General features: G+C 64.6%; 15 protein-coding genes and 1 tRNA gene. 10 read left to right on the forward strand and 6 right to left on the reverse strand.

What is annotated here, in order from left to right; translation table 11 throughout:
* Positions 1-190, reverse strand: a 190-nt coding sequence (locus ACFQ3T_RS12070) for a hypothetical protein (RefSeq protein WP_380723327.1), incomplete at its 3' end; no start/stop codon positions are given.
* A 186-nt stretch (positions 191-376) separates the two neighbouring features.
* Here ACFQ3T_RS12070 and ACFQ3T_RS12075 point away from each other — a divergent pair.
* The 4 genes from ACFQ3T_RS12075 to ACFQ3T_RS12090 all read left to right on the forward strand — a co-directional run bounded on the left by ACFQ3T_RS12075 (position 377) and on the right by ACFQ3T_RS12090 (position 3,701).
* Positions 377-1,225: a GntR family transcriptional regulator gene (locus ACFQ3T_RS12075; protein ID WP_380723328.1), complete on the forward strand. Its 849-nt coding sequence runs from the start codon at positions 377-379 to the stop codon at positions 1,223-1,225.
* Positions 1,226-1,274: 49 nt separating this feature from the next.
* Entirely contained in the window at positions 1,275-2,207 is a 933-nt protein-coding gene (locus tag ACFQ3T_RS12080) for an NAD(P)-dependent oxidoreductase (RefSeq protein ID WP_380723329.1), read from the forward strand.
* A gap of 45 nt (positions 2,208-2,252) precedes the next feature.
* Positions 2,253-3,326, forward strand: a complete 1,074-nt coding sequence (locus tag ACFQ3T_RS12085; protein ID WP_380723330.1) for a YaaC family protein — start codon at positions 2,253-2,255, stop codon at positions 3,324-3,326.
* 274 nt (positions 3,327-3,600) lie between these two features.
* Positions 3,601-3,701: transfer RNA gene (locus ACFQ3T_RS12090), tRNA-OTHER, on the forward strand.
* 121 nt (positions 3,702-3,822) lie between these two features.
* Here the strand turns inward: ACFQ3T_RS12090 and ACFQ3T_RS12095 are convergent.
* Both ACFQ3T_RS12095 and ACFQ3T_RS12100 read right to left on the reverse strand, forming a co-directional pair.
* A complete protein-coding gene (locus ACFQ3T_RS12095; RefSeq protein ID WP_380723331.1) occupies positions 3,823-4,992 on the reverse strand; it encodes a tyrosine-type recombinase/integrase in 1,170 nt (389 codons plus the stop codon).
* 19 nt (positions 4,993-5,011) lie between these two features.
* Positions 5,012-5,596, reverse strand: coding sequence for a hypothetical protein (locus ACFQ3T_RS12100; RefSeq protein WP_380723332.1), 585 nt, complete (start codon positions 5,594-5,596; stop codon positions 5,012-5,014).
* Positions 5,597-5,700: 104 nt separating this feature from the next.
* On the opposite strand from ACFQ3T_RS12100, the gene ACFQ3T_RS12105 reads away from it, so the two are divergent.
* The 3 genes from ACFQ3T_RS12105 (at position 5,701) to ACFQ3T_RS12115 (ending at position 6,836) form a co-directional block, all read left to right on the forward strand.
* Entirely contained in the window at positions 5,701-5,964 is a 264-nt protein-coding gene (locus ACFQ3T_RS12105) for a helix-turn-helix domain-containing protein (protein WP_380723333.1), read from the forward strand.
* Positions 5,954-6,172 carry a helix-turn-helix transcriptional regulator gene (locus tag ACFQ3T_RS12110; protein WP_380723334.1) on the forward strand — a complete coding sequence of 73 codons (219 nt, stop codon included), beginning with the start codon at positions 5,954-5,956 and terminating at the stop codon, positions 6,170-6,172. Before ACFQ3T_RS12105 ends, ACFQ3T_RS12110 begins: the two co-directional genes overlap by 11 nt.
* 319 nt (positions 6,173-6,491) lie before the next feature.
* The gene (locus tag ACFQ3T_RS12115) at positions 6,492-6,836 is read left to right on the forward strand and encodes a hypothetical protein (protein ID WP_380723335.1); all 345 of its coding nucleotides are present in this window, start codon (positions 6,492-6,494) and stop codon (positions 6,834-6,836) included.
* A gap of 45 nt (positions 6,837-6,881) precedes the next feature.
* Here ACFQ3T_RS12115 and ACFQ3T_RS12120 read toward each other — a convergent pair whose 3' ends face one another.
* Genes ACFQ3T_RS12120 through ACFQ3T_RS12130 form a run of 3 tightly spaced genes read right to left on the reverse strand, consistent with a single transcriptional unit; the run spans position 6,882 to position 8,436 of the window.
* A complete protein-coding gene (locus tag ACFQ3T_RS12120; protein WP_380723336.1) occupies positions 6,882-7,208 on the reverse strand; it encodes a hypothetical protein in 327 nt (108 codons plus the stop codon).
* Positions 7,205-8,065 (reverse strand): bifunctional DNA primase/polymerase, encoded by an 861-nt coding sequence (locus ACFQ3T_RS12125; protein ID WP_380723337.1) that lies wholly within the window; start codon positions 8,063-8,065, stop codon positions 7,205-7,207. The genes ACFQ3T_RS12120 and ACFQ3T_RS12125 overlap by 4 nt, the downstream gene beginning before the upstream one ends.
* Entirely contained in the window at positions 8,062-8,436 is a 375-nt protein-coding gene (locus ACFQ3T_RS12130; RefSeq protein ID WP_380723338.1) for a hypothetical protein, read from the reverse strand. Before ACFQ3T_RS12130 ends, ACFQ3T_RS12125 begins: the two co-directional genes overlap by 4 nt.
* 180 nt (positions 8,437-8,616) lie before the next feature.
* Here ACFQ3T_RS12130 and ACFQ3T_RS12135 point away from each other — a divergent pair, with 180 nt between their 5' ends.
* From ACFQ3T_RS12135 to ACFQ3T_RS12145, 3 genes are all read left to right on the forward strand, one after another.
* Positions 8,617-9,831, forward strand: coding sequence for a helix-turn-helix domain-containing protein (locus tag ACFQ3T_RS12135; RefSeq protein WP_380723339.1), 1,215 nt, complete (start codon positions 8,617-8,619; stop codon positions 9,829-9,831).
* Entirely contained in the window at positions 9,828-10,355 is a 528-nt protein-coding gene (locus tag ACFQ3T_RS12140; RefSeq protein ID WP_380723340.1) for a flavoprotein, read from the forward strand. The genes ACFQ3T_RS12135 and ACFQ3T_RS12140 overlap by 4 nt, the downstream gene beginning before the upstream one ends.
* Before the next feature lie 302 nt (positions 10,356-10,657).
* Complete coding sequence (locus tag ACFQ3T_RS12145) at positions 10,658-12,463, forward strand: hypothetical protein (protein WP_380723341.1); 1,806 nt, start codon at positions 10,658-10,660, stop codon at positions 12,461-12,463.
* Positions 12,464-12,535 lie beyond the last annotated feature (72 nt).

Here is a 12,535-nt window from a genome sequence, read left to right on the forward strand (position 1 = left end):
CGCCGTACCGCGGCGTGATCCCCCGCAACGCACGGGCCGCGATCCGACGGTTCCGACGCTCCCGCGCCGAACCGTCCAACAGGCCCGACGTCAACGCGGCCGACGCGATCTCCACCGACACTTGCGCGTCCAACAGCTGCTCAACCACTACCGAGGTCAGACCATCCGGGTAGTTGGCCACGTCGTCCATCTCGAAACCTCCCAGGTGCTCGTCGCCACAGCGGCGACAGGAGGAAGCTAACAGTTGAATGGTTACCGAGTCAACTGTTAGGCATCATGGGAGGGTGCGCACGCTCGCTACCAGCGGAAACGACCGCCAGTCCAGTGTTAGGTCACTGGTATGCTTCTGGTCTGTGTCGAGCGATCCGGAGGCAGCATGACCGGCCAGACTCCACGTGTCTCGCGTGGCGAGTCCTTGCACCACCAGGTGGCGCGGAACATCAGGAACCAGATCGCGGCTGGGCTACTGCGTGACGGACAGTCCTTGCCGTCCACGCGCGAGCTGGCGCAGCAGTGGGGCGTCAGCGTCTTCACGATCAACGAAGCCATGAAGCTTCTCGTGGACGAGAACGTCATCATCAGCAAGCCGCGGGCGGGTCGCGTCGTCAACGCACCGGACGAGGCAGCCCATACCGAGGTGCGAGTGAAGACGCCTCAAGTTCTACTTGTCGGCGGCTACGCAGGCAGCGGCAAGACCGAACTGGGCCGGGTGCTGGCGCGCGAAACCGGTTGGCCGATGCTCGACAAGGACACCCTCACTCGGCCCGTTGTAGAGGCAGCGCTAGAAATCCTTGGCCGCTCGCCACACGACCGTGAGTCGGAGGAGTACGTGGCGCGCATTCGCCCGCGCGAGTATGAAGCGCTCATCAATGCATTGACGGAGAACGTTCAATGCGGTAACAGTGCAATCGTGACAGCGCCCTTCATCAAAGAATTTAAAGACATTGCTTGGCTGCACCGAATTGAAGCGACATGCAGGGAAATGCGAGCAAAAGTTTCGATTGTGTGGGTGTACTGCGATGCGGATACTATGCATACCTACATTCGGCACCGTGGAGCGGCTCGCGACGCAGCCAAGCTGGATAATTGGACTGACTATCTAGCGACCATTGACGTGGACTTCCGCCCACCGGTAGAGCACTCCGTGATTAACAACAGCGCCTCGGGAGCACCATTGCAGGATCAGGCGCGAGATTTGGTCAAGTCCGTGGCTGGTAGCAGCTGACCGCAGCGGTGTTGATCGTAATAACTGACGTACAGTTCAGGGGAAAGCGATGCAGGTACTCGTTAGCAACGAGCCCGACGACGAAGTTGGCGTGGAAAAGCTGTCTGACCTAAACGGCGTTGAGGTGTGCACCTATGACCCGAACGTTTCGGTATTGACAGACACACAGCGCATGTCTGAGATCCTGCTTCCGCCGTACCGAGGGAGCCACCGACCGATTCCGCTGGTCGAACAACTACCCAACCTCGGCATGGTTCAACTCCTATCGGCGGGGGTGGACGAATGGGCGGAGCATGTGCCCGATAGTGTGGTCTTGTCAAGCGCTCGTGGTGCCCATGCTGGCCCGGTGTCTGAATGGGTGCTGTCTGCAATCCTCACCCAGTACCGTCAGTGGCCAGCGTTGGTGAGGTTTCAAGATTCCAGAGTTTGGGCACATCGGCGCTTTAACGCCGACACGCTAGACGGTAAACGCGTTCTGATCGTAGGCGCTGGCAGCATCGGGCGAGCCGTGGCCCGCAGATTGACAGCCTTCGATGTGAGTTGCACACTCGTCGCTAGCGCTCCGCGCGACGGAGTTCATGGAGCGGACGAAATTCCGGACCTGGTCCCAGGGCATCACATCGTGGTTATCGCCGCACCGCTTACTGAGAAGACCCGTGGACTCGTCAACGCCGAGTTCTTGGCGACCATGAGCGATGGTGCGCTACTAGTCAACGCGGCGCGCGGGAAAATTGTAGACACGATGGCCTTGGTTGGTGAACTGGAAAGCGGTCGCCTGCGTGCCGCTTTGGACGTTACCGAACCTGAACCGCTTCCTAAGGATCACCCGCTATGGTCCTGTCCCGGTGTAATAGTAAGCCCTCATTCGGCGCGGACAGTTCCAGGTGTCAACCTCCTATGCTACGAGGTTGCGGCGGCGCGAATCGCTGGTTTCATCAATCTCGGGACAGTTGCCCGGCAATCCGAGAAAGGCGCGCTGTGACCGCAACGGGGCATCTGATGAGACCGCTCCATTGATTGGAGATTCATGTACTTCAACACTTCGAAAACTTATTGGCAGTACCTGCGGCGAATGAGGTCTTCACCACCGCCAGCGGTGTTAGGAAATGATGCGCGACGTGGAACTTTCAATGCAGCGTTGGAGCAGTCGGAACAACTTTATACTGCGGCAACTTCCGTAGGTATGGAATCTAAGCCAATTTTGCTTTACTACGGGATTTACCAGGCAGGTCGAGCAATAGCCGCAGCTAATCCGGATAGATCCTGCCCTTGGCAGTTGCAAGGACACGGCCTGAAGGCTCCCAACCTAAGTGATCGCGACCGCGCGCCGGTCAGGGAACGACAGAGTCTCACCGACATGGTCGTTCGCGGCACGGGGAGAATTCAAGAGGCATACCCCACAATTGCAAGGATTCTAAATAGTCCCGATCTCACGACAGAGATCAAATTGGGCAGTCTCTTTGCATTATTGGACGAAACTCGCACGCGCACGTACTCCGGAGGGAGTTCCATGTTCGCATCGCTTAATGACATGCCAGCGCCTCTGGCTGTCAGCGTTGAGGCGTTTGCGACCAGAAATGGAATTGATGTTTTGTGCATCAACGGGCTCCCTGCGTCAATACTTCAAGCCCAGAACATGCAGGCGCTAGTTGGAGAGTTCTTGCGCCGGTTCTATCCGCAATTTAATGACCAGTGGGAAGTCGGGAACATTGACAATGGTAGCGGCCTCGGTCGGAAAGGCTGGTTGACGCTGACGAGGCAAGGTGAAATAACCGTTAAAGATTCTGACTACTTCACGCCTGCGGATGAGGATCGATCCGCCCTAGAGCGGGAACTCGGCGTGAGAAAACCATACTTCTCATTCGACGATGTGGTGGATCCAACTTTGCCTGAGCAAGGGCGTACGTTACACCGTCTATGCGCATGGTGGGCGGCACTATTTTATTTGTCAATGACGGCGCGGTATGCGCCGAATGCCTGGACGGATGATTTGAACGTTGACATGAGCCCTCATGCCGTAGGCCTGGAACAGCTGCTGGAATTTGCACTTGAAGAAGTTCCCTGCCTAGTGGGTGAAGTGATTGAGAGCTTGGCAAATTAGAGATTCCGATCCCAGCGCTGATCCGCTGGTGGTCCGGGCCTCTGGAAGAACACCGGCCGAGCCTGGCGGGAGCCGCGGCTGGTTCACTTGATGCCCGGTCAGATAGCAGGCAGGGGCGCACATCCATCAGGTGTTGGTTCGGCCGCCCACCCGAGTAGAGTGTTCGTCATTGTGCCTGGTCAAGGCTAGTCCACTGTGGATGTTCACGTGGTGGACTGGGTGACTAACTGAGTGACAAACGGTGCGCACCCGTGCGGACGTCGATGGACGTCGGGGGACTGTTTGTGCTGGTCAAAGCCCTGATCGACCGTGGTGGAAACCCGCTGGAAAGTGCCTGGGGGTCAAGGGGTCGCAGGTTCAAATCCTGTCGTCCCGACGGTCGAAGTACGGCGAAAGCCCAGGTCAGGGCCTTGGATCACTACGGTGAGACAAGGCCCTGATTCTGTTTCCGGGCACGTCGTCTCACAATTTCTCACGAACGCTCGTACTGCTTCTTTCAGCCCAGGAGTTCACCGAGCTGATCGGCTGCCTGCCTCAGGTGCTCGACGTTCGGGTGGATGTAGACCCGCTTGGTGAAGCTGAGGTCCGCGTGGCCCGCCCAGGCGCTCACGATCACGTCCGGCACACCGGACGTCGCCAGGTAGGTCAGGCAGGCGTGCCGAGCGTCGTAGGGCCGGACCTTCCGCACGTTGGCCTGCTCCATCAGCTTGTGAATCGCGCGCCGAAGTCGATCGGTCTTCCAGGGTTGGCCCAGCTCGTCGACCAGCACGAACCCTGACCGCTCGTACAGCTCACCGGCTCTCATCGCCTCCGCGGCCTGCCTGGCCTTGAACGCCTTGAGTGCTGCCTGCAGGGGCGTGGGTAGAGGCAGCTTGCGCTTGCCCTTCTCCGACTTCGGCCCCTTCTCCTCGACTTCACCCTCGACCAGCGTGCGCGTCAGCTCGATCGACAGCGTCCCCTCGTCGAGGTCGACGGCGCTCCACCTGAGTCCGCAGACCTCGGCGGGCCGCATCCCGATCAGCGCCAGGAGCACGGGCGCGTGGAGCCGGTGGTCGCGGATCGCGGCGAGGAACTGTCTCACCTCCATCTCACTCCAAGGCACTCGCAAGGCCGCCGCAGCCGCCGCCTTGCGCCGCGCTTCGCGCGGGATCTGGGTGTACTGGGCGACGTTGCGGACTACCAACCTGCGCCGCATCGCCACGTTCAACGATGACCTGAAGCGCCCCAGTGTGAGCTGCACGGACCGGACGCTGAGCCCGCTGCCGACCCTCCCGCCGCGCTTCCGACCGGAGGTGAGCATCCAGCTGACCAGCTCGTCCACGTCCTCTTCGGTGACGTCTTGGAGCCGCTTCCCGCCGAGCCGCTCGCGCACCGGCAGCAACGCGTCTGCGTAGTTGGCGGCGGTGGCCTTCTCGACGTCGACCGTCGTGGACTTCAACCAGGTGTCCAGCCAGGCCGACACCGTGGTCTTGTCGGGTCCGACGAACGTCCCCTCGTCGGTCTGGTGCTTGACCTTGGCGTACTCGGCGCGGGCTTCCTTCTTGGTGTCGTAGGTCTTGGTCAACTGCCTACGCTTGCCGGTCGCCGGGTCGCGCCCGATGTCGATCACGAACCGGTACCTCGTCGTACCGTCCTTCAACTCGATCTTCTTGATCGGGTCACCCACGAGCTTGCAGCTCCTTAGTTCAGGCCCCCTCCGATGAGCCGAGAGGGGGCAGCAATCCGAGTTCCCGGGCCCTGCGGATGTACCGCGCCGCCTGCGTCCGCGACCTGTTCATCACGTTGGCCACGGCCACCGCAGGTGCCCTGTTGCCGGCTGCCACGGCGCCGGAGTAGATCCGCGCCGCGCGCCGGGCGTCGTCGTCGGCCTGGTTGCGGACGCGCTCGTCCGCGGTCGAAGACGCTTCACGACGGTCGACTGCCTGCGCACCGAGCGGCAAGGTGGCCAGCCACTCGTCCCGCACGGAGGCGGGCACAGTTGCCTTCTCGACAGCAGCGCGCACGAGTTGGTCGACGAGGATCTGCCGCATCACCGACGTGGTAACCGGCGCCGCGGCCTTGCCCTTCACGGCCACCGACAGCACCACGGGCCGCAGGTCGGTGCCGACGAACACCTCCATCGTCGCCGCGACGTCCGGCTCCTCCAACGCGAAGTTGGCTTGGAACCGGGTCGGTACAGCGGTGTCCGGACCCGTCTCCAGGTAGCCGATCGGTGCCAACTCGTCGATGGTCACCCAAGCGATCCGGAAGTTCTTCGGCAGGCGAGGCACGGCAGAACGATACGCACCCCCTTCCGATCTCTGCGGTCTTGTGCGACCCAAGGTATGCCATCGCCACGGCATGGCCAATGTCTTTGCATGCTACCGTCGATGACATGACTACCGGGGGGCAGTCTCGGGCGGAGCGATCCGCCGAGCTGCAGACATGGATTCGGACGGGAAGAGCGCGGCGGCTGCGCGTCGACGCGGGTCTCAGCCAAGCTCTGGTCGCACAGGACTGCGAGGTCTCGGCGTCCACTGTGCACCGCTGGGAAGCGGGGAGCCGGCTGCCTCGCGGCCGCAACATGCTGGCCTACCACAGCTTCCTCGCACACCTCGCTGAGCACGAACAGCGGGGAGGTGAGTGGGATGAGGAGTAGGCAGAACCGACCGACGCTGGCAGAGATCAAGGCGACCTGGCCGCCCGCCGTGGACGTCACGACGGCGGCCTTGGCGTTCGGGATGAGCCGCAGCAAGGCGTACGACCTCATCGCTCGTGGCGAGTTCCCGGCCAAGGTGGCGAGGTACGGGAGGCGGCTCGTGGTCATCACCGAGTCGGTCGTTCGTGCTCTGTCCGCAGGGGACTGACGATGTCGCTCACACAGTTCGACAGACACATGAGCGGTGCGCACGGCGAGTTCCGCTACCTCTTCGAACTGCCTGGGGAGCCGCTCCAGGGAGAGCAAGATATGTGCGAACTGATAGTTCGCACCAAGGTCGCCACGCGATCCGAACCGCTGTGCTCGGCGAGCAGCCCTCCCGTGCACGCCTCTGGCCGGCGGGCCGGGAACGGGGGAGGGGTGCTGTGAGCAACGAGCAACACCGGCGTGGCACAGGCCGCGATGTGCGGCTCGGCAACCGCGAGGCAGTGCCCAGTGGGACGGCGAAGCGCCGAGCGCGTACGTCGGTGTCCTTCACCGACATCGAGTGGGCGGCCATCACGATCGCGGCTTCGCTGGACGGCATGCGGGCGGGAGCGTGGATCGCTCGGGTCGCGTTCGACGAGGCCGCCCACCGCAACAGCGGAGCCCGGCTCGACCGCGACGCCTTCGCCGCTCTGGCGGCAGCGGTGCAGGAGCAGCGCAGGGTGCTGGCCAACGTGGGCGGCAACCTGAACCAGTTGGCGAAGGCGACCAACGCGACCGGTGGCACCGACAACCCGGAGGCCGCGGCGCGGTTGTTGGGCCTCGTTCGTCGCGTGGTGGGTTCCACCGACGAACTGCTCCTCCAGATCCGGGCGAAGATGCGATGAGAACGGGAGCGTGACGGGGCGGAGTGCTCAGCACTCCGCCCCGTCCTACCTCTCCCGAGCGACTGCCGGTGTGCCGCCCAGCCACACGAGGTGCAGCTGTCGCACCTCGGCGTCTCCCGTGCTGAGTTCGAAGGTCATCAGGGCGCGCTCCGCGCTGTCCGACACCAAGCGGAAGTCACCCTCGACCGAGTTGACGCCGGCCCGGTCGCCGTAGTCCAGGCCGTACCCCGCGACGCGTGCGTACTGGCGGTCGCCGTACTCCTCGACGATGGCGAACGGTCGCGGCGCCTTTTCCCGTACGAGTTCGTTCACGAACACATCGAACCCGTCGTCGGTCCTGTGCTCCGAGCTGATGTGCACCGGCTCGCTCACGTGCTGCCCCTTCTCAGGTCGTTGATGATGTTGGCGAGTTCGCCTCCGGGCAGCAGGCAGTGCCCGGTCTCTTCGGGGGACACCAGCCATGACGCTGCCGTCTCGCCGATCACCGTCGGCGGCAAGGGCAGCGGCGACCCGCTCCGCAGCGCGCGCACCTTCCTCCATGCCAAGACCAACGGGAACGGCGGTTCGATCAGGAAGTAGGCCAGCGGAGCCCTGGGTAGAGCCAGTACGGGTGTCGGCTTGGAGCTGAACCTCGGGTGATCGGTGATGTCCTTCGCCAATGACTGGTGCACGGACACTGCACCGAGGTTCGCCCCCGTAACGGTGAGCACCGCTGGTGCCTGACCACCTGCCGCAGTCCACCACTGGTGGATCACACCGGGATCGGTCGTGGCTGCTTCGACGGGACGCAATACGGCACCCGTGGTGGGTTGACCGTCGTCGGGGTCGACGAACCGACCACCGCGCCACACGGCTCCCGGCAGCACTGGCCAGCCGAGTGCGGCGTACTCCAACGCTGCTCCCATCTCACCGGAAACATTCGAGGTGCTGCGTAGCGCCGCGTCATCTGCCAGGGGCGTAGGAGCCGATGGCGAACCCGCGGTGACCGGCACGACTTCGAACAGGTCGTCGAATTGCATTGGCACGAGCACGACCAAGGCACCGGCGATGAAGGCGGGGCCTGGCTGGAGCGCGCCGTGCATCACCCGTGACACGGTGGACCGGTTGACGCCCATCGCCTTGGCCAAGGCATAATCGGAGTGGAAGCTGGCGAGCTTGGCCGCGCTGCCGAACCTGCGGGAACGCAGTCGGACGGTATGGGGCGCGCCGGCGGGCTGCTTCTTGATCATGGGGCAGCCGAACCGCCGGTCGCGCGCTGGACCCCGTCAACCGCAGCAGCCAAGGCCGGTAGGTCAGGTCGGGCCAGCGGACCACCCGCCTGCTTCCTTCCTCGCCGGGGATATGGCTGCCCGGTGGCCTTCAAGGCGATGGCTTTGGCCACCTCGGCGAGGTCGAAGGCCAGTGCCGCCTCGACCTCGGCCAGATCGAGGGCGCCACGCATCTCACCACCCGGTCCGGACGGCGGAGGAGACGCATGCGCGCTCTCGTCCATCAGCCGAACGATGTAGCGTGCCAACTCGGTGTTGACGCTGCTCAGCCAAGCGTTGAACAGCAGTTCGTCCCTGGTCACCCCCAACCACCGGCCCAACTCGTCAAGCACGCTCGCCGTGCACCCTGAGGCGCTGCCACGCCTGCTCACCACCCGTCATCGGCTCAACGGCCCAAAGCTCGGTACCGGTGGCCAAGTTAGGGACGACCGAGCGTCACGAGTCGTACAAAATGTGCAACCTCTCCCCAGCTACCCTTGCGTCATCAACTCGGGAGAAGCCGAGGAGGTCGGATGCCCGACACCGCCGGTGAGATCGGCAAGCGAGTCCGCTACTGGCGCCTGCGCCGCAACCTCGGCCGCAAGCAGTTCGCCGACATGATCGGTCGCTCGACCTCGTGGCTGGACAAGGTCGAGTCGGGTGAGCGCAGCCTCGCACGCATCCCGGTCATCGAGCTGGTCGCCGACGCCCTCGCCATCGACCCCAGCGTCCTCACCGACGCACCCGCCGCAGCCCGAGCCGCCGACCGCGTGGACGCCGCCGAGGTCAGCGCCATCCGCGCGGCACTCGGCCGCTACCCCGGCCTGGCGGCCGCGGACACCAAGCCTGCCGGCGTCGCCCAACTCGCTCGCCAGGCCGACTACATCGAGCACGCCTGGACGTCGTCCCACTTCACCACCGTCGCCCAACACCTGCCGAAGCTGCTGGAAGCAGCGCAGCGCGCAGCCCTCGCCGCACCGCCGGCCGGGCAGGTCGACGCCTACCGCGTGCTCATCGCGGCCTACCGCCTGGCCTCCTCGATGCTGCTCAAGTTCGAGAGCCACGACGTCGCCTGGCTGGCAGCCGACCGCGCCATGCACACCGCCCTGGCGGTCGACGACACCTGGTCGCAGGCGCGGGCCACGCGCAGCGTCGCCCGCGCCATGAGCGCAGCCAGGCAGCGCACCGAGGCGGTCGAGACCCTGCTGAGCATGTCCGACCGCATGCGCCCCGAAGTGCCCAAGCACCCGACGAGCCTGCTCTCCCTCCACGGCATGCTCCACCTCGCCGCCGCGATCACCGCAGCCGAGCAGGAAGACACCTCCCTGGCCCTGTCCATGCACCAGGAAGCCACCCAGGCTGCTGAACGCATGGAGCGCCACTACGACACCCACCACACCCACTTCGGCCGCGCCAATGTCGCCATCCACCGCGTCGCCGCGCTCGTCCGCCTCTACGAAGCCGGAGCAGCTCTCAACTTCGCCGCGACGATCCCCAGCAGCGCTCTCAACGAGCTACCGCCAGAACGCCGGGCCAACCACCTGCTCGACCTGACCGAGGCCAACGCCCGCTGCGGCAACTTCGTCGAGGCCACCCGCGCCCTCGCCCAAGCTGAGCGAACCGCACCCCAAGAAGTCCGCAGCCGCCCCTTGGCCCACGGCTTGTTGAGGATGCTGCTGTCCAACACCACTGGCGAGCCCGCTCGCATGGTGAAGCAGATGGCCGAGCGAGCCGGAGTGCCCGCGTGACCGAACGAGTCCTCTACCTGATGATCTGCGGCGCCGGACCCGCCAAACACGTCGACGTCGCCATCAAGCTGGCCCAGGAAGCAGGCTGGTCGGTCTACTGCATCGCTACACCAGCCGCCGTCGAGCACTTCCTCGACCTCGACGATCTGCACCAGCTCACCGGCCATCCCGTGCGAACCGGCTACCAACGCCAAGGTCAGCCGCCGCTTCCTCCTGCCGACGCGGTGATCGTCGCACCGGCCACCTACAACACGATCAACAAGTGGGCGGCGGGCATCGCCGACACCTATGTCCTGACACAGCTTGCAGAACTCACCGGCCTGGGCGTGCCGATCGCCGTCCTGCCCTTCGTGAACACGGCTCTCGCGAACAACGCCGTGCTCCACCGAAGCTTCGAAGTGCTGCGTTCCTCAGGCGTGAAAGTGCTGTTCGGGCCGGGAGGATTCGAGCCCCACCTGCCTCGGCAAGGTGGGCGTGCTTTGGCCCACTACCCGTGGCGATCAGCCATCGAAGCGATGGAGTAGCACAGCGATTCCGGCGTGAGCCAGCAATTTCCTAAGCACTTGGAATACTCACTCATTCGAGTGACGGCCGCTGTGGTCCGGCTTGCCAACGGTGTACGGTTCGAGCCCAGGCGGTCGCGGTCCGCCTTGAGGCAGCTCCGACATCCCGGCTGGGGCGAGTGCCTTCTAAGCGTGCCATCGGGTGCGCACCGCGAGTCGTCACGTGCTGCGCGAGGTAGAACCTCATGGCTCGCAGCGTCGGCCGGGAGGCGTCTGCGGAGGACTCTGTGGCTCGGACACGATCGGACTCCTTGGGTGCGCGTTTGGAGCTGCGTGCGCTGTGCACGGGTGAGCACCCGAACATCGCTCGCCGGCAGCTCTTGGCCGAAGGCGGGACGCTGATCCCCGCTGCGGTGGACGGGCAGCACCAGTTCGAGGCGGCCCTGTTGCCGCTGATCAGGACGGCGAGCGGAGCAATCGCGCGTAATAGGCCGCCGGGCGGCAGCGAGGCGGTGGTGAAGGAGGCGCGACTGCGCACCGACTCGCTCTCGCTCCACTTGGCCGACCAAGTCCTGCACCAGGTGCTCGCCCGGTCGCTGCCTACCGTGACCCCGCTCGGGGTGAACGGGATACCGGGTCTTCGCCCCGAGGTCGGGCGCGACTTCCTGGACTTGAACGTCATCGGCGCCAACGGCGACCGTACTGGGCACGTAAGGCTGTTGGGCGTGACACCAGAACGATGGCGTGCCGCGCAGCGCGGCCTCGACCAAGTCCTCCTGGGCAGGGAACCGGTGTGGAAGCGCCGAGGGAGTGCTCTTCACGTAGCTGAGCGCCGGTCACTCGACAACGTGGTAGCCGCGCCGACCGACCTGATGAGTGCGGTGCTGCGGCGCTTCCCGTTGTGGCGGCACTCGGCCTGGCTCGACAGCGCGCTCAACGGTGACTCGTTGCGAGTGCGGTGGAAGCACGGACTCTCCGATGAGGTCGTCATCGCGATCTTGACGGAATCCCTGTGCCGGATCCCGGGTGTCACCGCGGTGCCGGAGCAGTTGTCCGAGAAAATGCGCGGCATCCTGCTGTCCTACGCTGAAGTCGCTGCTCGGACGTCCCACGACGATGCCTGGGCTTGGGTCGAACTGCGGGCGCTTGACCTGGCAGCTGCTGCGGAACTCGACTCGACCGAGCTCGCACTGGTACCGGAAGTCTGGGACCACCATGAGATGCGAGACGCGTTGGCACGCCGTGAGCTCAGCCTCGTCTATCGACTCCTGCGGCGCCACGGTGTGTCGAACGAACAGATAGCGACTCTAACCGGCCAGTCCGAGGCGGAGGTCGTCGAGATCCTGAAGGGCCGCCAGGTCATGGCCTACAACGTGCTCGCGCAGATCGCACGTGGGTTGGGTGTGCCGCGGGGGTACATGGGACTGGCCTACGACGAAGCGGTAGCGGTCCGCGCTGCTGCTCTGGCAGAAACGCCAGATCGCTCGGCCACCGCGGAGAGTGAGTCGGTGAAGCGGAGGAAATTCCTCGCTCACGCCGCTGCGATCACGGTCGGCAGTGCCGTGTTCGGCACGGGGGCACGGACTTGGTTTTCCTCGCCCGCCTTGCTTTCCGCGCCTGATCGCATCGGTATGAGCGACGTCCGCCGAGTGGAAGCAGCCGTGCGCAATTTGCGCGGGATCGACCGCATGTACGGTGGCCGATCCCGCCGTGAGGCGGCCATGAGTCAGCTTGCCTGGGCACGAGGGATGCTTGGTTCCATCACCGCACAGGAGGTGAGACAGCGGCTCCAGGTCGCGATGGCGGACCTGCACGATCTGGCGGGTTGGGCATCGTTCGACGCCGGACTCCACAATGTGGCCCGCGAGCACTTCGATCGTTCCCTCGGCTTGGTGCGGCGCAGTCACGAAGAAGGCCTTGTCGCCAGTGTGCTGGAACGCATGGGTGGCGGCCGTTTGGTGATCGCGGGAGACTACACGCCCGGAACGGGACTCGTCCGTGGTGAACGAGGTGCACACCTCGGACCGCGTGTGATGGAGGCGTGGCGGGCTGCCAGGGAGTGCTTCGGCCAGGGGTTCTCGCTCAACGATCTGCTGAACACCGAGGCTGGCCTCGATTTCCTTCGCTGACTGACCGGGCTTCGCCGCGCTTCCGCGTCCCCACTCCGATCGGGTGGGGAGAACCGACATCCACCCGCAGTG

It is taken from the genome of Saccharothrix hoggarensis (assembly GCF_042678885.1).
In the GTDB taxonomy this organism is placed as follows: Bacteria; Actinomycetota; Actinomycetes; order Mycobacteriales; family Pseudonocardiaceae; genus Actinosynnema; species Actinosynnema hoggarensis.